This window comes from Herbaspirillum sp. C9C3 (genome assembly GCF_013359625.1).
Taxonomy (GTDB): Bacteria; Pseudomonadota; Gammaproteobacteria; order Burkholderiales; family Burkholderiaceae_D; genus Herbaspirillum.
In genome coordinates, this window is the sequence record NZ_JABFMQ010000023.1 from 25,804 (window position 1) to 43,621 (window position 17,818).

The following is a 17,818-nucleotide window of genomic DNA, read 5'->3' on the forward strand; positions in this document are numbered from 1 at the left end:
AGCTGAGGATTGTCTGCATGAGCACTGCCACCGAACCGATCACCATTACGATTCCGCCGCTGGACCGTTCACGGCACGCTGCGCCGCAGGTCTTCGAGCATCTGCGCGAACTCATCATCGGCATGCGCCTGGTACCGGGCACCGTGCTGCAGCGTGCGGAACTGGCCACGCAATACGGATTGAGCCAGACGCCGATCCGCGATGCACTCATCAAATTGGGCGAGGAGGGGCTGGTGGACATCTTCCCCCAGCATGCGACGGTGGTCAGCGCGATCAATGTGACGCAGGCGCGGCAGGCGCATTTCCTGCGGCGCTCCATCGAGCTGGAGATTGTCCATACGCTGGCGCGGCGCATTGATGGCGCGCTGGTGAAGCGATTGCGCGACAGCATCGAGGTGCAACGCGTATTGGCCGGGCGCGAGAACTACAGCGAGTTCGTGCTGGCCGATCAGGCCTTCCATCGCCAGATGTACGAGGCCGCGCAAGTGCCGGAGCTATGGGTGATGGTGCGGCGGCAGAGCGGCAACCTGGACCGCCTGCGCAATCTGCATGTACCCATTCCCGGCAAGGCCAAACGCGTGCTGCGCGATCACGCCGCGTTGGTCGATGCCCTCGCGGCGGGCGATGCGCCGACGGCACAGGCGGCGCTGCGCGAGCACCTGTCGGGCACCCTCACGCATCTGGAAGAGATCCGCGAGCGTTTCCCTCACTACCTCAAGGATTGAACGGCACGGCCAGCAGCCTGACGCCCATGAACAACGCCCCGCCATCTCACGATGGCGGGGCGTTGTTCATGATGCCGCTGAAACGGCGTTACCAGATCATGCCTTGGATTTGCCGTCCTGCGCCTTGGCCGCAGCCAGTGCGGTCATGTTGATGACGCGGCGCACGGTGCTCGACGGGGTCAGCACGTGCACCGGGGCGGCGGCGCCCAGCAGGATGGGGCCGATGGTGGTGCCCTGACCGCTGCTGGTCTTCAAGACGTTGAAGAGGATGTTGGCCGCATCCAGGTTGGGGCAGACCAGCACGTTGGCCGCACCGGTCAGAGCGCTGTCGGTCAGGCCCGCATTGTGGCGGATCTTCTCCGACAGGGCGGCGTCGCCATGCAGTTCGCCGGCGGACTCGACCCCCGGTGCCAGCTTCTTGAAGGCGTCATGCGCGGCGGCCATCTTGCGGGCCGAGGGGCGCGAGGAGCTGCCCCCGTTGGAGTGCGACAGGAAGGCCACCTTCGGCGGCACACCAAAGCGCGCCACCTCTTCGGCAGCGGCCTTGGCGATGCGGGCCAACTGCTCGGCGTCCGGGGTGTCATTGACGTAGGTGTCGGTGATGAAGAGCGTCTGTTCCGGCAGCAGCACGGCGTTGAGGGCAGCGAATTCCTGCGCGCCGTCCTTCAGGCCAATCACCTTTTCCACATGGGCCAGATGGCCATCGTAGTTGCCATCGAGGCCGCACAGCATGGCATCGGCATCACCGGCCTTGACCATCAAGGCCGCCAGCAGGCTGGCGCTGGCGCGCACGTCCGCTTCGCTGCCATCCTTGTATTGGGCGGCGTACTGCGCCACGCGGGCATCGCTGGCCGGGTCGATCACTTGCACGTTCTGGCCGATCTTGATGCGCAGGCCGGCCTTCTTGATGCCGGCTTCGATGGCGGCCGGCTGGCCCACCAGGATCGGTGCGGCCAGGCCTTCGTCGGCCACGAACTGCACGGCGCGCAGTACGCGCTCATCCTGGCCTTCGGCGTAGACCACGCGTTGCGGCGCGACCTTGGCGGTATTGAAGACAGGCTGCATGAACATGCCGGTCTGGTAGATGAAGCGGGTCAGTTCTGCACGGTAGGCGTCGTAGTCCTGGATGGGGCGGGTGGCCACACCCGACTCGGCGGCGGCCTTGGCTACGGCGGGGGCGATCTTGAGGATCAGGCGCGAATCGAACGGGGTCGGGATCAGGTAGTCAGGGCCGAACACCAGTTCCTTGCCCGGATAGGCGGCGCTGACTTCGGCGCTGGTCTCGGCCTTGGCCAGGTCGGCGATCTGGCGCACGCAGGCCAGCTTCATGGCTTCGGTGATCTTGGTGGCGCCGCAGTCCAGCGCACCACGGAAAATGTAGGGGAAGCACAGCACGTTGTTGACCTGGTTCGGATAGTCCGAACGGCCGGTGGCGATGATGCAGTCGGGACGGACCGACTTGGCCAGTTCGGGACGGATTTCCGGTTCCGGATTGGCCAGCGCCAGGATGATGGGCTTGTCGGCCATGGTCTTGACCATCTCGGCAGTCAGCACGCCCGGGGCGGAGCAGCCCAGGAAGACGTCGGCACCATTGACCACATCGGCCAGGGTGCGTGCTTCGGTCTTGATGGCGTAACGCTGCTTGGAGGCGTCCAGGCCACCGGGGCGACCTTCATAGATGACGCCCTTGCTGTCGACCATGTAGACGTTCTCGCGCTTCACACCCAGGCCGATCATGACTTCCACGCAAGCGATGGCGGCCGCGCCCGCACCGGAGACGGCGATCTTGACTGCGCCGATGTCCTTGCCGACCAGTTCCAGGCCGTTGAGCAGTGCCGCCGAAGAGATGATGGCGGTGCCGTGCTGGTCATCGTGGAAGACCGGGATGTTCATGCGGGCCGAGAGTTTCTGCTCGATGTAGAAGCATTCCGGGGCCTTGATGTCTTCCAGGTTGATGCCGCCCAGGGTCGGTTCCAGTGCGGCGATGATCTCGACCAGCTTGTCGGGGTCGTTCTCGGCCAGTTCGATGTCGAACACGTCCACGCCGGCGAACTTCTTGAACAGGCAGCCCTTGCCTTCCATCACGGGCTTGGAGGCCAGCGGACCGATGTTGCCCAGGCCCAGCACGGCGGTACCGTTGCTGATGACGGCCACCAGGTTGCCGCGCGAGGTGTAGTCGAAGGCCTTCAGCGGATCGGCTTCGATGTCCAGGCAGGGATAGGCCACGCCCGGCGAATAGGCCAGCGACAGGTCGCGCTGGTTCGACAGGGGCTTGGTGGCGCGCACTTCGATCTTGCCGCGGGTCGGGGTACGGTGGTATTCGCGGGCGGCGTCACGCAGGAGTTGCTCGGCGGCGGAAATTTGTTGGGTCATGGTCTTCTTGAGGGGTTAAACGGTCCTGGACAAGCGGTCTGTGCAACGACGGGCGTCGGCGGCCAGCTTGCGCTGTTCTTGTTTCCTGGTCTTGAATGCGGCGGGCCGATCGGGAAGGATGGTGGATTCTCGTCGGTCCGGAGTGGGGTGCGGGAACCGCTGGCCAGTTCTGCCTGCCGGTGGTCCGCGCCTGCCTCCGCCCGCTCCGGGCTTGTGGCCGCTGGAACGGGTGCGGGGAGGGGGATATTACCTAAAAATTCACACTTCGGGTTTTTTGCGGCCATGCCGTTTGATATCAGGGGCCGCGTGCGGCTGTTACAAGCTGTTTCCAAGTTGACGATTGTTGACACAAATCTTCGGCTTCCGCGCGCGCATAATCATTCATACCGCGAAGATGAGGGCGCTTCAGGTCATCCACGTCAGCTGTTTCCATCGTTGTGTCTACAGTCTTCGTTTCAAACGCGATGCACGCGTTTTTCTTGGATTTTTCATTTTTCGTTGGGAGCCAGGCATCATGAGTCCGCAAGAAACACAAGCACTCCAGGATTTTCTCCAGCAATTGACGCAGGTGCAGGGCATCAGCAAGGATGCCCAGGCCGACGCCATGATCCAGGCGGCGGTGGCGCGCCAGCCGGATGCGGCTTACCTGCTCGTGCAACGGGCCTTGCTGATGGAGCAGGCCCTCAACGCCACCAAGGCGCAAGTGGCTACGCTGCAAAGCCAGGTGCAGTCCTTGCAGGCCGGTGCGGCGGGCGGTGGGCGCGAGCCGGGCTTTCTGGATGGCAACGCCTGGGGGCATGCCCCGGCAGCTGCATCCGCCCGCCCGCAGGCTGCTGCGCCGGCTTATATGCCACCCCCGGCGCAAGCTTATGCTTCGCCTCAGCAGGCTGTGCCCGCTTATCAGGCCGCACCGGCTGCGGCGCCTTCCTCCGGATTCTTCGGCGGTGGCATGGGCAGCATGCTCGGCACCGTGGCGGCAACTGCTGCGGGGGTGGCCGGTGGTGCCTTCCTGTATCAGGGCATCGAACACCTGTTCAATGGCAGCGGCGGATCGGGGTTTGCGCACCAGAATGGCTTGAGTACGCCGGTGGAGAATATCGAGAACACTACCGTCAACAACTATTACGGGAGTGATGGGGATCGCCAGTCCGCTTTCGCCAGCAATGACAATGGTAGCGATTCCGGTAGCAGCAGCGACCTTGCCGATCTGAGCAATGTCGATCTGGATGACAGCGGAGGGTATGACGATTCGCTGGTGTGAGCCACGGCCAGTATCGTGAAAGCCTGCGTGAGCGGGCTTTTTTTTCGTTCTTCGGTTTTTCTTTCGTCCTTTCTCACTGGGTGTCCGAACGTTTTCGCGCTTGACTTCCCGCGACACCCTTCATATCATGCGCATACATCGATGTATATACATACTTAACGTATCACCTGCTCTGCAGGTCAGCCTCCACCGGACATTCCATGAGCAAGGACATTTGCACCTGCGCCCCCCTGCGCCGTCTCACGCGCCGGATCACCGTGATCTACGACCATCATCTGCACGACAGCGAACTGAGCATCACCCAGTATTCGTTGTTGAGCCGCATCGGCCGCAAGGGCCCGATCGCCAACATCGTGCTGGCGCAGGACATGGGCATGGATCGCAGCACTCTGAGTCGTGCACTCAAGCCCCTGATGGCCGCCGGTTGGGTCGAGACCGTGGACCTGCCCGAGGACGAACTGCTGGACAAGCGCTCCTTCGCGCTGCAGCTCTCGCGCTCAGGTCGCGCCAAGCTGGAAGAGGCCCGCCCGCGCTGGCGCCGCGCCCAGGACGAGATCGATCGCCGCCTCGGCCCCCAGCTTGCGCGTGAATTCAATGACCTCATCGAGGATGCCTACACCCGCCTGCAGGACGCCTGACGCGGCCGCTTGCCCGGTTTGAGCACGCTATGAAGATTGCTTCAGCCAACGATTTCCTCACTCCCATCCCACAAGCTCGCACCGCCCTCCCGACAGGATCGCCATGAACAAACTGACCCAAACGCTGGCCAACGCCGTCGCGCCCCGCTTCCACTATGCCTGGGTGGTGGTGGGCGTGATCTTCCTCGTGCTGCTGTGTTCGGCCGGCATCCGCGCCACGCCCTCGGTGATGATCCTGCCGCTGGAGCAGGAATTCGGCTGGAATCGCTCCACCATCTCGGTGGTGATCTCGGTCAACATCGCGCTCTACGGTCTCATCGGTCCGTTCTCGGCAGCGGCGATGCAGCGCTTCGGCATCCGCCGTGTGGTGCTGGGGGCGCTGGTCCTGCTGGCCAGCGGGACCGCCTTGTCCACCCTCATGCACATGCCCTGGCACATGCTGCTGTCCTGGGGCTTGCTGGTCGGTGCCGGTACCGGCGTGGCCGCCAATACCCTGGGCGCCACCATCGTCAGTCGCTGGTTCGAAACCCGGCGCGGCCTGGCCATGGGCTTGCTGACCGCCAGTGCCGCCACCGGGCAGATGGTGTTCCTGCCGCTGATGGCCTCCATGGTGGGCAGCTATGGCTGGCGCTCGGTGGCTTTCCTGGTCTCGGCGGTGGCACTGCTGGCCATTCCGCTGGTGTGGTTGCTGCTGCCGGAAAATCCGGCTGCCATCGGCCAGAAAATGGTCGGCCAGACCAGCGACACTGCGGACGATGGCCGTTCCAGGCGCAATCCCCTGGCCATCGCCCTGGATGCACTGCGCAGTTCGGTGCGCATGCCCGATTTCTGGCTGCTGTTCATGAGCTTCTTCGTCTGCGGGCTCTCTACCAATGGCTACATCGGCACCCAGTTCATCGCCATGTGCAATGACTACGGCATCAATGAAGTCAGGGGCGCCTCCATCCTGGCCGCCATGGGCATGCTGGACCTGGTCGGCACCACGCTCTCGGGCTGGCTCTCGGATCGCTACAACCCGCGCGTGCTGCTGTTCTGGTACTACGGCCTGCGCGGCCTGGCGCTGATCTTCCTGCCGTACGCCTTCGGCCTGCAGTATTACGGGCTGACCATCTTCGCCATCTTCTACGGCCTGGACTGGATCGCCACGGTGCCGCCCACGGTGCGCCTGGCCAATGATGTCTTCGGTCGCCTGGCCGCGCCCATCGTGTTCGGCTGGATCGTGGCCGGGCACCAGCTGGGGGCCGCCACCGCCACTACCATCGCCGGCTATCTGCGCGCTACGCTGGGCAACTACACGTTGTCGTCGATCATGATGGGCGTGGCCTGCCTCATCGGGGCCGTGCTGGTTTTGCGCATCAAGGGCCATCAGGGGGCGCAGCCGCAAACGGCCAGCGCGTAAATTATTTCACCTGCCTCTTTTGGAGAAGGTCATCTTTCTTGTGGGAGATGACCTTTTTTTTCACATATCGGGCATTTGGTGCAATCGCGGAGACATCCGGGGGCATGCGAGAATCGCTCATCGGCCAGCAGCGGTGCTGGCCTCCTATTGCTCGCTCGATGATGAACAAGACACTCCGGCAATCCCGGCAGCACCCTTGCGCCATGCTGCCCGTCAAGCTTGCGCTGCTGGCCTGCGCGTTCGGCGTGGTGCCAGGCGCGCAAGCCACCCAGGCGCTCATGCCCGCCGTGGACAACAAGACTCCGCTGCTGCTGCCTGCGCAAGCCAGTGCGCGCCCGGCCTTTTTGGCGCGCGCCCAGCGTCGTTTCGATCAGGGCAGTCAGGGCCGCGAGGTCATCGGTGAGCTGCAGGGCGGCTTGTTCTGTAGCCGCAAGAACGAGATCGTCTGGAACCAGGGCAGTGCCGATGTCATGTTGCCGGCCAATGCGCTGTTCCAGCGCTTTCGCAACGAGTTGCAGCAGCATGGCTATCCGGTGCCGACGGCACCGGTCGAACCGCTGTTCGAGGAAAAAGGCGACGATGCCGCCGGCGAGCGTGCGCGCCCGGCTGATTTCAACCTGCAGGTGGGCGTGATCATCACGCAATTGCAGACCAATCTCTGCGCCAAGGGCGGCGACAGCTGGACGGGCGAGGCCTATATCCGGCTGGAATGGCAGGTGTTCGCACCCGAGCAGCGCAAGGTGATCTATCGCGCCACCACCGAAGGAGTGTTCCGCTCTCGCGAGCGCAGCCTCGATGGCACCGCGCCGCCGATTCCGATGGAAGCCTTTGGCGTGGCGGTGCGCAACCTGCTGGCCGATCCCCGCTTCGCCCTGGCCTTGCAGTCCCCCTATGACAGCGTGGCTGCCGCCGCCAACGGCCGCGCCAGTGGTGAGGCCACGCGTGCCCCCGTCGCCTTGCCGCCGGGCAGTGCGCTGCCGATCGACAACCAGCCGACCGAACCCGGCGGGACCGAGATCGCCAGGCTGATGCCCGATCTGCGTTCGGCCGTGGTGACGGTGTTTGCTGAGCGGGGTTCCGGAACCGGCTTCTACATCGGCAGTTCCGGCTGGTTGCTGACCAACCAGCACGTGATCGGCCAGGCGCGCGCCGTGCGGGTACGCCTGCCGAGCGGACGCGAACTGCTGGCCGAGGTCGTGCGGGTGGATGCAGCGCGTGACATCGCGCTGCTCAAGACCGAAGCGCCGGGGGTACGACCGATGCCACTGCGCACCGGCGAGCCGGGCATCGGCGAAGACGTCTATGCGCTGGGTTCCCCGCTGGGAGATGCGTTCAATGCCACGCTCACGCGCGGCATCCTCAGTGGTGTGCGCAAGGTGCGCGACCTGGAGTTCCTGCAGAGCGACGTGGCGATCCTGCCAGGCAGCAGTGGCGGGCCCCTGCTGGACAAGTCGGGCCAGGTGATCGGCATTACCGTGGCCGGGCTCGGCGCCAAGGGAATGGCCGGGATGAATTTCTTCATCCCGGTGGGCAGCGCCATCGAGCGCCTGCAACTGCAATTGCGGAACCCGGAGCCGCGCAAGCCTTGATCCGGGGTGCAGTTCGTCAAGGCATTGCCTCGAAAACGCATTGTTGAATCAAAGTTAACAATGTACCGGAGCCGTTGACGACGGGCACTTCGCTACTGCGGTGCTGCAAATGCCCAGAGGGCACTGAGGACATAGTTCAGCAGCAGGACGATGAGAGTGACGAGCAGTTGCGCGATGCGATAGTCCCATCCCGTCAAACGCAGGACGAGCTGCAGTAGCAGTGCATTGAGTGCCAGACTCAATGCGGCAACGAGCATGAAGCGCATGATCGTGCGGCGGTATTTCTCTTTGCTGGCAAAGGTCAGCCGATGGTTGAGAAAGAAGTTCACCAGCGCGCCCACCAGCGCACCGCAGGCCGTGGCCATCACTGCGGGCTGCCGGAAGCATTCCACCAGCGTGAGCAGTACCGCGTAGTGCGCCAGCGTACCGACAGCGCCGACGAGAGCGAACATCAGGAATTGAAGCGGTCGCAGACGTGTCGGCCGCAGCTCTCCCGCTACGCGCTTATTCATGACCTGTTGCTGGCACGGTATCCGCGTCTGCATCCTTTGCCTGGGCCCGGTGACGATGGCGGATCACATAGATGGGACGCTGTTTGCTTTCCATGTAGATACGTCCGACATACTCGCCGAGGATGCCCATGCCGATGAGTTGGAGACTGCCGGTGAACAGGATGGCCACCAGAAGAGAGGCATAGCCTGGGACATCGACGCCGTGCAGCAAGGTGCGAACGACGATGTAGAGAGCGTAGAGCGAGGTAATCAGGGTGCCGATGATGCCCAGGTAGGTCATCACTCGCAGCGGGGCGGTACTGAAGCTGGTGATACCTTCCAGCGCGAAATTCCAGAGTTTCCAGCCGGAGAACTTGGTCTGCCCGACTTCCCGCGCCTGGCGACTGTAGTCCAGCGTCACCGTCTTGAATCCGACCCAGGCGAACAGGCCTTTCATGAAGCGCTGGCGTTCCGGAAGCTGTCGAAGCGCCTCGATCACGACACGGTCCATCAACCGGAAATCACCCACGTTTTCCGGGATTTTGATGCCTGACAGTGCGTTATGGAAACGATAGAACAGTGAGGCAGTCTGGCGCTTGAGGTAGGAGTCACTGCTGCGATCACTCCGTTTTGCCAGCACCACTTCCGCGCCCTGTTCCCAGAGTGCGATCATCTGCGCGATCAGCTCGGGCGGGTCCTGCAGGTCTGCATCGATGGGAATGACCGCGTCCCCGAGTGCCGCGTCGATACCGGCCGTCATGGCCGCTTCCTTACCGAAATTGCGAGAGAGCTCGAGTACCGTGAAACGGGGATCGCGCTGATGCAGCATCAGCAGTTCATGGAGCGTACTGTCGCGGCTGCCGTCATCAATGCAGATGATTTCGAAGCGGTAAGCCGCAAGGTCCGCAAGGATCGCCGAGATGGATCGGGCAAAGCTGTCTACGCCGCCCCCTTCGTTGTAGAAGGGGACGACCAGCGAAATGGTCTTGGGGGCGGTCATGTTGGGATTCTCACCGGGCGGAGACTTCTTTCAGATGGAAATAATCGGCAAAGCAGACATTTTCCCATTGGCGGGGATCGGCCAAGACGTCATTGAAATACGTGATCGGCTTGGGCTCGTGAGTATAGGCTTTGACGACCAGTGATTGATGATCGGACTGTTGTACCGAGACGAATCGCTCTTCCATCAGCCGGCGCAGCGCGGCGCTTTCCTGCATTTCGTTCAACAAGGGCAGAATGGTGGCCTTGGGTATCAGGATGGCACTGCCCACTGCGCCCAGCAATACAAGCCCGAGCAAACCGGCCACCACCGGACGGGCTATATCGTCGCGCGCCGAGCGCTTGCCATTGAGCCAGAGCGCTACCACCATGGCCATCACGTTGACCAGCAGGAAGTCGATGGTCCGCGAGCGCTCCGGTCCCAGTTCGTTGAGCGCATAAGCGCGCGGGAAGATCCCCGCCCACAATGCCAGCAACAGCACACCGATCAGCACGGCTGGGCGCAAGCCCTGCGGCCTGGTACCCGGCGTCACGCGGCACGCCCACAGGAGGACGAAAAAGATCAGGGAGTGCAGGACGACCGTCGCTGCGTATTTCCTGACCAGCAAGCTCAGGGACATCAGCAGTGCCGACACCAAGCTTGTGTCATGCGCTTTGCTCGCGGCACGTGCGAAGTTGCCGGGCGCCAGGCCAGCCACCAGCGTTCCTGCAAGGGCGGCGAGCGCGGCCAGCAGATAAAGTGTGCCACGGCGTTGCCGCAGCAGTAGCGAGCCGCTCAGCAGGACCACCAGCGTCAGATGCACGAGCGAAGCAACCTCGTTGAAACCGGCCAGCAAGAAACCACCGAGTGCCAGCCACAGAATACGGATCCCCTGCGCCTCGACGGCGCCCGCATAGATCTTCCACTCCTGCGCCATCAAGACCAGCAGCAAGGCGCATGCAGTGCCGTAGGTGGCGCCGCCGGAGAGCCAGAACAACGATTCCCGCATTCGGAAGGTCGTCATCAGCATCATGCAGAACAGTACATAGAATGCCAACGAGCGCAGCCCGACCGCGCCCAGGAAATACCAGGCGGCCAGCAGATTGAGCAGCAGGATTGTCAGCGGTACCACGTAATAATGATCCAGCAGCAGCGATTGCGCGCCGGCAAAGGCCGAGATGAGGATGGTCGCGGCAAACCGCCCGCCCCAGTTGAAATATTCGAAGACAACGTTAGACCAAAGGCCACGCTGTTGTGCCCCGTGTCCGTAGCAGAAATCGTCGACCGCAGGAATGGCATGCCAGGCATTCCAGGCGATCCAGGCAAAAAGGCAAAATGCACCGGTCAGCAAGAGTACGCGCACGATAGCGGCCAGTCTTGCATCGGAAAAGCGGAGGTCGGCGTGGGGGGCGGTCGGGAAGGTGCTTGCCATGGTGGAGCGATTCAGTCGGTTTTTGACCGGCGACATTGTACATAAGGGCAGGCTCATCCGGTGAGAAGTCCGGTTTGGTATCGCTACCAGCGGCGATGCTAAAATGCCGCCCATGCCCGAACATAGTACCTTCCCCCCCGATTCCTCCATGGATGCGAACCGCAGCGCGCGCGACGACGACAGCACCGAACCGCGCCGTCGTGGTCCGCGCAAGAGTGCCGGCGGCATCACCCTGCGCGACGTGGCGCAGCTGGCCGGGGTGGCACCGATCACCGCCTCGCGGGCGTTGAACACACCGGCGGCGGTCTCGCCCAAGGTCTTGCAGAAGGTGCGCGAGGCGGTCGAGAAGACCGGCTACGTCCCCAACCTGCTGGCCGGTGGACTGGCCTCCAACAAGAGCCGCCTGGTGGCGGTGGTAGTGCCCACCGTCATCGGACCGGTGTTCCAGGAAATCGTCCACACCCTCACCGAAACCCTGGCGGCGGCCGGTTACCAGGTCATGCTGGGCCAGAGCGGTTATGAAAACTCGCGCGAAGATGCACTGCTCGAAGCCATCATCGGTCGTCGTCCCGATGGCGTGGTGCTCACCGGCATCATGCGTTCGGCCGAGGCGCGCAAACGTCTGCTGGCCAGCGGCATTCCGGTGGTGGAGACCTGGGACCTGACCCCCACGCCCATCGACATGCTGGTGGGCTTCTCGCACGAGGCCATCGGCCGGGAGGTGGCGCGCTACCTGCATGCGCGTGGTCGCCACAAGGTGGCCGTGGTGGGCGGACGCGATGAACGCAGCCAGCGGCGCATGAATGCCTTTGCCGACGAATGCGCGGCGCTGGGCATGCAGCAGGGCAGGGCCTGCGTGCCGATGTATCACGTCACTGCGCCCACCACACTGGGCCAGGGACGCCAGGGCCTGGCCGAACTGCTGCAGGCACGGCCCGACCTGGATGCCATCTTCTGCAGTTCCGACCTGCTGGCCCTGGGGGTGATGATCGAGGCGCAGAGCCGCGCGATTTCCATCCCCGGACAACTGGCCGTGGTCGGGTTCGGCGATCTCGAATTCTCTCGCGACCTGCAGCCGCGCCTGACCACCGTGCGCATCGATGGCACCGGCATCGGCCAGCGGGCAGCACGCTTCATCATCGACCGCGCCTCGGGCATCGAGGTCAATGAACGCATCGTCGATGTCGGCTTCTCCATCATTGCGCGCGACAGCGCCTGAGTTTCCCCCTCTGCCTTTCATCCTAGCCCTGCCGAGATTTTAATGATGCCTTGAGGCAACAGAAAATCCCCATTGACATCTCAATTTGGTACCGCTACCATTCGATCATTCCAATTTGGTACCGCTACCAAATCACGTCCTATCTTTTCCGCAAGGGAGAACGCTTCTCATGACCCAGCCTTCTGCTTCCGTAACGTCCTCGATGTCTTCGCCGGATCTGCACAAGGGGGCGCCGCGCGTGACCGCCATGCGCGTCATCCCGGTGGCCGGGCATGACAGCATGCTGTTGAACCTGTCCGGGGCGCACGGTCCGTATTTCACGCGCAACATCGTCATCCTCACCGATAGTGCGGGCAACACTGGCGTGGGCGAAGTGCCGGGCGGGGAGGGCATCCGCCAGACACTGGAGGATGCACGCGCACTGGTGGTGGGCCAGTCCATCGGCAACGTACAGGGCATCCTCAACCGTGCACGTACCGCATTTGCGGACCGCGATGTGGGCGGGCGCGGCCTGCAGACCTTTGACCTGCGCATCGCCATCCACGCGGTGACCGCGCTGGAGGCCGCCTTGCTGGATCTGCTGGGCAAGTTCCTTGACGTACCGGTGGCGGCCCTGCTGGGCGAAGGCCAGCAGCGTGACGAGGTGGAGATGCTGGGCTATCTCTTCTACGTGGGCGACCGCAACAAGACCGATCTGCCTTACCTGGCTGCGCCCGAGGCCGACGACGACTGGCTGCGTCTGCGCCATGAAGCCGCACTCACGCCGCAGGCCGTGGTGCGCCTGGCCGAGGCGGCCTATGCCCGCTATGGTTTCAATGACTTCAAGCTCAAGGGCGGCGTCATGCGCGGCGAGGACGAGATCGCTGCCGTCACGGCCTTGGCCGAGCGCTTCCCCAAGGCGCGCATCACACTGGACCCCAACGGTGGCTGGCTGCTCAAGGATGCGATCCGCCTGTGTCGGGATCAGCACGATGTGCTGGCCTACGCGGAAGATCCCTGCGGCGCCGAGGACGGTTATTCGGGCCGCGAAGTGATGGCTGAATTCCGCCGTGCCACCGGCTTGCAGACCGCGACCAACATGGTGGCGACCGACTGGCGCCAGATGGGTCATGCGATCTCGCTGCAATCGGTGGACATCCCGCTGGCCGATCCGCATTTCTGGACCCTGCAGGGCTCGGTGCGTGTGGCGCAGATGTGCCATGAGTGGGGCCTGACCTGGGGTTCGCATTCGAACAATCACTTCGACATTTCGCTGGCCATGTTTACGCACGTTGCGGCCGCGGCGCCCGGCAAGATCACGGCCATCGATACTCACTGGATCTGGCAGGACGGCCAGCACCTCACGCGTGAACCGCTGAAGATCATCGGGGGCAAGGTGCAGGTGCCGTGCAAGCCGGGCCTGGGCGTGGAGCTGGACATGGCGCAGGTGGAAGCGGCGCACCAGACCTATCGCAACATGGGGCTGGGCGCGCGCGATGACGCGGTGGCCATGCAGTACCTCATCCCGGGCTGGAAGTTCGATCCCAAGAAACCTTGCCTGGTGCGTTGAGCACGAACCTTCCTGTTTTTCAGCAGGGCCGCGACAAGAGCGCGCTGCAAGCGCCGGCGGCCTGAATTTTCTTTCATCCACCGTCAGTACGGGCTCAACAGAGGAGACAACCCGTGAATCCATCCCAGTCATCCCCCGCCGGCAACCTGGCGCTCACCTCGGCGGTGAGCAAGATCAAGTGGCGCATCCTGCCGCTGTTCGTGGCCATGTTCATCATCAACTACATCGACCGCGTCAACATCGGTTTCGTGCGCAGTCATCTCTCCACCGACCTGGGGATCGGTGCCGCCGCCTTCGGGCTGGGGGCAGGCTTGTTCTTCGTCGGCTATGCGATCTTTGAAGTCCCTTCCAACATGCTGCTGCAACGCTATGGCGCCCGCGCCTGGTTGACGCGCATCATGTTCACCTGGGGCCTGGTGGCGGCCTGCATGGCCTTCGTGCAGAGCGAGACCAGTTTCTATGTCATGCGCTTCCTGCTGGGAGTGGCCGAGGCCGGATTCTTCCCGGGCGTGGTGTATTACTTCACGCAATGGCTGCCCAACCATGAGCGCGGCCGGGCGATGGCCATCTTCCTGTCGGGCTCGGCGATTGCCTCCATCCTCTCCGGCCCGATCACCGGCGCGCTGTTGCTCATCGAGGGCGGCGGCCTGCATGGCTGGCAGTGGATGTTCATCATTGAAGGTGCGGCATCGATGGTGTTCTGCGTGGTGGTGTGGCTGGTGCTGGACTCGAGTCCGCGCGATGCGAAGTGGCTCTCTGCGGAGCAACGCGAGGCACTGGCTACGGTCATCGCGGCCGAGCAGGAGCAACGCGCGGCCAATCGTCCGGCGCATGTGTCGGCGCTGACACTGCTGCGCGATCCGCAGATCGTGTTGTTCTGCCTGATCTATTTCGCCATCCAGCTCACCATTTACGGTGCGACCTTCTGGCTGCCGACCATCATCAAGAAGATGGGGCACTTCAATGATTTCCAGGTGGGCCTGTTCAACACGATCCCATGGATCGTGGCCATTGGAGCGATGTATCTCTTCGCGGTGCTGGCGGCGCGGCACAAGAAGCCGCAGATGTGGGTGGCCACGGCATTGGTGATTTCGGCCGTCGGCATGGCCATCTCGGCCTCGACCGGTCCGGTGATCGGCTTCGCGGCAGTGTGTTTCGCCGCCCTCGGGTTCAAGGCAGCCTCGTCGCTGTTCTGGCCGATTCCGCAAGCCTACCTGGATGCCCGCATTGCAGCGGCGGTGCTGGCACTGGTCAATTCGCTGGGCAACCTGGGTGGCTTCTTCGCGCCGGCGACCTTCGGCTATCTGGAGCAGAAGACCGGTTCCATCGAGGGCGGTCTGTATGCCTTGTCGGCAGCCTCGCTGGTGGCGGCGGTGCTGGTGTTCCTGGCCCGTACGCGGCCTTCGGCGCAGGATGGCGGTGATGCGGTTCAGGCACAGGGCGAGGCGGTGGCCAAGCGCGCGGCCTGAGCGCTTCACAGTATTGGTTTCTCCGAGGTCTTTCCTCGTTTGCCCCGTGTCTCTGGTGGTAGCCAGAGGCCGGGGCATCTTTGTATATACAGATCAGAACCTGTCCAGCAAGTCGGGATGCTTTTCAACCCGGAAATGGGCTTGTGCATCGATATAGACATCCACCCGGCTGAAGGGCGGGCCAATTTCTACGCCTTCGTCGTTGACAAAAGGCGTGCTGACAATGACCCAGAAATCTTCGCCGGGGAACATGGGCGTGGAGAATCGAACGCTTTGGCCGGGGTTGAGATGGTCGCGGATGAGGTCGTGTTCTGCATTTTGCGGCGGGAATTCTCCATAAATTACGATGAACAATTGGTCTGCTTCGGTCTGCGGCGAGCATACCGGACCCGGCAAAACTATAATGGCACCCTGCAATCCGCCATCACGGCGGAACAGTCGCCGCCTCCCCGGTGGCGGGACATCAAGGCAGCATGGCCATGGACACCCTCTATCACCTGATCGAGCAATACGGTCTGATCCTCGTTTTCGTCAACGTGCTGGTCGAGCAGTTGGGCGCGCCGGTGCCGGCATACCCCACGCTGATCATCACCGGCGCGCTCTCGGCCACTGGCCGCTATTCGCCGGCGCTGTTGCTGCTGCTGGCGGTGAGCGCGGCACTGATCGCCGACTACTGCTGGTATCTGGCCGGGCGCCGTTATGGCCGCCGGATCATGACGCAGCTGTGCCGTATTTCGCTCTCGCCGGATTCCTGCGTGCGCCAGACCGAATCGATCTACCTGCGCTGGGGCGCGCGTTCGTTGCTGGTGGCCAAGTTCATTCCGGGATTCGCCTCGATCGCCAGCGCGCTCTCCGGCACCATGGGTACGCGCCGCCTCAGCTTCGTATTGTGGGATGCGGCAGGGAGTGCCCTGTGGGCAGGACTGGGGATTTTTCTCGGGTCGCTGTTCAGCTCGGCGGTGGATGATCTGCTCAACGTGCTGGCCGAGTTGGGCCACTACGGCATGCTCATGATTGCCGTGGCGCTGGCTGCCTTCGTGGCCAACCGTTGGTGGCAGCGTCGGCGTTTTCGCAAGTCGCTGGAGATGGCGCGCATCTCGGTCGATGAGTTGAATACCCTGCTCGAAGAGGGCAATGCGCCCACCATCATCGATGTGCGCTCGCCGATGTCGCAGCAGGATGGTCGCATCCCGGGGGCGCTGACGATCTCCAACCAGGAGATCCAGACCTTCGTCTTCGATGGCCCTGTCGAGGGCGAGGTGGTGGTCTATTGCGCCTGTCCCAATGAAGCCTCGGCGGCCATGGTAGCGCGCCAGCTGATGCGGCGCGGCTATACGCGGGTGCGGCCGCTGACCGGCGGCATCGATGCCTGGCGCGCGGCGGGCTACGCCATCGACGTCTGAATCGCGGTGCCCTGGCGGATGGTCTTGGTGACCGGGGTCTTTTCGCAGATCTCGGCCAGGCGGGTCAACTGCTCTTGAGTGAGCGTATTGCCGAAGCTGATCTTGCGGGTGATGGTTTCCAATCCGCTGTCGTCTCGCCCGAAGTGGGCATCCACCGAAATGCTGCCCAGGTCCCAGCCCTTGCGGTCGGCATACATGCGTAGCGTCAGCGAGGTGCAGGAGGCCAGTGCGGCCAGCAGCAATTCATACGGGGCCGGGCCGGTGTCCTTGCCGCCATTGCTTTCGGGTTCATCGGACTTGAGCTGGTGGATGCGCGCCTTGATGTCCTGGGCGTAGCCGGCGGCATTGTGCAGGGTGACGTGGGCCATGAGGGTCTCCGTGGGGTGAAGGTGGGGATGGACGATTGTGGCACAGGCGGGCCGTGCGATCTTGTATTTTCCTGCCGTGCTGCGGGCGAAAAAAAACCACGCTTGCACGTGGTTTTTTCTTGCCCGGAAGCCTGTGGATCAAGCGAAGTTCTTGGCCACGAAGTCCCAGTTGATGATGCCCCAGTAGTTTTCGACGTACTTGGCGCGTGCATTGCGGTAGTCGATGTAGTAGGCGTGTTCCCACACGTCCACGGTCAACAGCGGCTTGCTGTCGGTGGTCAGCGGGGTGCCGGCGCCGGTGGTGTTGACGATGTCCAGGGTGCCGTCAGCCTTCTTGACCAGCCAGGTCCAGCCGGAACCGAAGTTGCCCAGGCCCTGCTTGGTGAACTCGGCCTTGAAGGCGTCGAAAGAACCCCACTTGGCGTTGATGGCGTCAGCCAGCGCGCCGCTCGGAGCGCCTTGGCCCTTCGGGGTCAGGCCGTTCCAGTAGAAGGTGTGGTTCCACACCTGGGCGGCGTTGTTGAAGATGCCGCCGGAAGATTTCTTGATGATCTCTTCCAGGGACAGGTTTTCGAATTCGGTACCCGGGATCAGGTTGTTCAGGTTGGTCACATAGGTCTGATGGTGCTTGCCATAGTGATATTCCAGGGTTTCCTTGGAAATCGTGGGCGCCAGCGCGTCCAGATCGTAAGGCAGTGCCGGAAGGGTATGTGCCATGATGAATCCTTTCAGTCTTGTTGGTTTGCTACGAAGGGGTCTTTTCCGAACCTGAGATTCTAAAGCGGAAGACAATTCTTTGCACTCGGTCAAATCTTGCGCGCGTCAGGCGGGCATCGGCCTCCAGTGCGGCAATGCGAATGGTTCCCAATGGCAGGAGCCGGTCGCCGGTGCAAGGAACTTCATAGATGCCAGTCCCCGCAAGA

General features: G+C 63.0%; 16 protein-coding genes. 9 read left to right on the top strand and 7 right to left on the bottom strand.

The window, feature by feature from the left end; genetic code table 11:
* Window positions 1-17: 17 nt before the first annotated feature.
* Window positions 18-725: a GntR family transcriptional regulator gene (locus HNO82_RS18065; RefSeq protein WP_008326349.1), complete on the top strand. Its 708-nt coding sequence runs from the start codon at window positions 18-20 to the stop codon at window positions 723-725.
* A 96-nt stretch (window positions 726-821) separates the two neighbouring features.
* Here HNO82_RS18065 and HNO82_RS18070 read toward each other — a convergent pair whose 3' ends face one another.
* On the bottom strand, window positions 822-3,098 hold the full coding sequence (locus HNO82_RS18070; RefSeq protein ID WP_175344657.1) for an NADP-dependent malic enzyme: 2,277 nt from the start codon (window positions 3,096-3,098) through the stop codon (window positions 822-824).
* Between the two features lie 514 nt (window positions 3,099-3,612).
* On the opposite strand from HNO82_RS18070, the gene HNO82_RS18075 reads away from it, so the two are divergent.
* The 4 genes from HNO82_RS18075 to HNO82_RS18090 all read left to right on the top strand — a co-directional run bounded on the left by HNO82_RS18075 (window position 3,613) and on the right by HNO82_RS18090 (window position 7,985).
* Complete coding sequence (locus tag HNO82_RS18075; protein WP_175344658.1) at window positions 3,613-4,359, top strand: DUF2076 domain-containing protein; 747 nt, start codon at window positions 3,613-3,615, stop codon at window positions 4,357-4,359.
* A 200-nt stretch (window positions 4,360-4,559) separates the two neighbouring features.
* Complete coding sequence (locus tag HNO82_RS18080; RefSeq protein ID WP_175344659.1) at window positions 4,560-4,997, top strand: MarR family winged helix-turn-helix transcriptional regulator; 438 nt, start codon at window positions 4,560-4,562, stop codon at window positions 4,995-4,997.
* A gap of 103 nt (window positions 4,998-5,100) precedes the next feature.
* Window positions 5,101-6,396 carry an MFS transporter gene (locus tag HNO82_RS18085; RefSeq protein WP_175344660.1) on the top strand — a complete coding sequence of 432 codons (1,296 nt, stop codon included), beginning with the start codon at window positions 5,101-5,103 and terminating at the stop codon, window positions 6,394-6,396.
* Window positions 6,397-6,599: 203 nt separating this feature from the next.
* Complete coding sequence (locus tag HNO82_RS18090) at window positions 6,600-7,985, top strand: S1C family serine protease (protein WP_237713508.1); 1,386 nt, start codon at window positions 6,600-6,602, stop codon at window positions 7,983-7,985.
* A gap of 92 nt (window positions 7,986-8,077) precedes the next feature.
* On the opposite strand, the gene HNO82_RS18095 is transcribed toward HNO82_RS18090, so the two are convergent.
* From HNO82_RS18095 to HNO82_RS18105, 3 genes are read right to left on the bottom strand one after another with little or no spacing between them, the layout of a single operon-like run.
* Window positions 8,078-8,497 carry a GtrA family protein gene (locus tag HNO82_RS18095; RefSeq protein ID WP_157174185.1) on the bottom strand — a complete coding sequence of 140 codons (420 nt, stop codon included), beginning with the start codon at window positions 8,495-8,497 and terminating at the stop codon, window positions 8,078-8,080.
* A complete protein-coding gene (locus HNO82_RS18100; RefSeq protein WP_008326363.1) occupies window positions 8,490-9,476 on the bottom strand; it encodes a glycosyltransferase family 2 protein in 987 nt (328 codons plus the stop codon). The genes HNO82_RS18095 and HNO82_RS18100 overlap by 8 nt, the downstream gene beginning before the upstream one ends.
* A gap of 10 nt (window positions 9,477-9,486) precedes the next feature.
* Window positions 9,487-10,887 (bottom strand): DUF6056 family protein, encoded by a 1,401-nt coding sequence (locus tag HNO82_RS18105; protein ID WP_175344662.1) that lies wholly within the window; start codon window positions 10,885-10,887, stop codon window positions 9,487-9,489.
* A 103-nt stretch (window positions 10,888-10,990) separates the two neighbouring features.
* On the opposite strand from HNO82_RS18105, the gene HNO82_RS18110 reads away from it, so the two are divergent.
* The 3 genes from HNO82_RS18110 (at window position 10,991) to HNO82_RS18120 (ending at window position 15,124) form a co-directional block, all read left to right on the top strand.
* Window positions 10,991-12,106, top strand: a complete 1,116-nt coding sequence (locus tag HNO82_RS18110) for a LacI family DNA-binding transcriptional regulator (RefSeq protein WP_175344663.1) — start codon at window positions 10,991-10,993, stop codon at window positions 12,104-12,106.
* Between the two features lie 202 nt (window positions 12,107-12,308).
* Window positions 12,309-13,655 carry a glucarate dehydratase gene (gene gudD / locus HNO82_RS18115; RefSeq protein ID WP_175344677.1) on the top strand — a complete coding sequence of 449 codons (1,347 nt, stop codon included), beginning with the start codon at window positions 12,309-12,311 and terminating at the stop codon, window positions 13,653-13,655.
* A 113-nt stretch (window positions 13,656-13,768) separates the two neighbouring features.
* On the top strand, window positions 13,769-15,124 hold the full coding sequence (locus tag HNO82_RS18120) for an MFS transporter (protein WP_008326370.1): 1,356 nt from the start codon (window positions 13,769-13,771) through the stop codon (window positions 15,122-15,124).
* Between the two features lie 93 nt (window positions 15,125-15,217).
* On the opposite strand, the gene HNO82_RS18125 is transcribed toward HNO82_RS18120, so the two are convergent.
* Window positions 15,218-15,478 (bottom strand): hypothetical protein, encoded by a 261-nt coding sequence (locus tag HNO82_RS18125; protein ID WP_175344664.1) that lies wholly within the window; start codon window positions 15,476-15,478, stop codon window positions 15,218-15,220.
* A gap of 125 nt (window positions 15,479-15,603) precedes the next feature.
* Between HNO82_RS18125 and HNO82_RS18130 the strand changes: the two genes are divergently transcribed.
* Complete coding sequence (locus tag HNO82_RS18130) at window positions 15,604-16,527, top strand: DedA family protein/thiosulfate sulfurtransferase GlpE (protein ID WP_175344678.1); 924 nt, start codon at window positions 15,604-15,606, stop codon at window positions 16,525-16,527.
* Here the strand turns inward: HNO82_RS18130 and HNO82_RS18135 are convergent.
* The gene (locus HNO82_RS18135) at window positions 16,509-16,895 is read right to left on the bottom strand and encodes an OsmC family protein (protein WP_008326374.1); all 387 of its coding nucleotides are present in this window, start codon (window positions 16,893-16,895) and stop codon (window positions 16,509-16,511) included. The genes HNO82_RS18130 and HNO82_RS18135 overlap by 19 nt on opposite strands.
* A 138-nt stretch (window positions 16,896-17,033) precedes the next feature.
* Window positions 17,034-17,612 carry a superoxide dismutase [Fe] gene (sodB, locus tag HNO82_RS18140; protein ID WP_175344665.1) on the bottom strand — a complete coding sequence of 193 codons (579 nt, stop codon included), beginning with the start codon at window positions 17,610-17,612 and terminating at the stop codon, window positions 17,034-17,036.
* Window positions 17,613-17,818: the final 206 nt, after the last annotated feature.

Coding starts and splice junctions, on each gene's coding strand:
- HNO82_RS18065 (WP_008326349.1), top strand. CDS start 18: ATGAGCACTGCCACCGAACCGATCACCATTACGATTCCGCCGCTGGAC.
- HNO82_RS18070 (WP_175344657.1), bottom strand. CDS start 3,098: ATGACCCAACAAATTTCCGCCGCCGAGCAACTCCTGCGTGACGCCGCC.
- HNO82_RS18075 (WP_175344658.1), top strand. CDS start 3,613: ATGAGTCCGCAAGAAACACAAGCACTCCAGGATTTTCTCCAGCAATTG.
- HNO82_RS18080 (WP_175344659.1), top strand. CDS start 4,560: ATGAGCAAGGACATTTGCACCTGCGCCCCCCTGCGCCGTCTCACGCGC.
- HNO82_RS18085 (WP_175344660.1), top strand. CDS start 5,101: ATGAACAAACTGACCCAAACGCTGGCCAACGCCGTCGCGCCCCGCTTC.
- HNO82_RS18090 (WP_237713508.1), top strand. CDS start 6,600: ATGCTGCCCGTCAAGCTTGCGCTGCTGGCCTGCGCGTTCGGCGTGGTG.
- HNO82_RS18095 (WP_157174185.1), bottom strand. CDS start 8,497: ATGAATAAGCGCGTAGCGGGAGAGCTGCGGCCGACACGTCTGCGACCG.
- HNO82_RS18100 (WP_008326363.1), bottom strand. CDS start 9,476: ATGACCGCCCCCAAGACCATTTCGCTGGTCGTCCCCTTCTACAACGAA.
- HNO82_RS18105 (WP_175344662.1), bottom strand. CDS start 10,887: ATGGCAAGCACCTTCCCGACCGCCCCCCACGCCGACCTCCGCTTTTCC.
- HNO82_RS18110 (WP_175344663.1), top strand. CDS start 10,991: ATGCCGCCCATGCCCGAACATAGTACCTTCCCCCCCGATTCCTCCATG.
- gudD (WP_175344677.1), top strand. CDS start 12,309: ATGTCTTCGCCGGATCTGCACAAGGGGGCGCCGCGCGTGACCGCCATG.
- HNO82_RS18130 (WP_175344678.1), top strand. CDS start 15,604: ATGGACACCCTCTATCACCTGATCGAGCAATACGGTCTGATCCTCGTT.
- HNO82_RS18135 (WP_008326374.1), bottom strand. CDS start 16,895: ATGGCCCACGTCACCCTGCACAATGCCGCCGGCTACGCCCAGGACATC.
- sodB (WP_175344665.1), bottom strand. CDS start 17,612: ATGGCACATACCCTTCCGGCACTGCCTTACGATCTGGACGCGCTGGCG.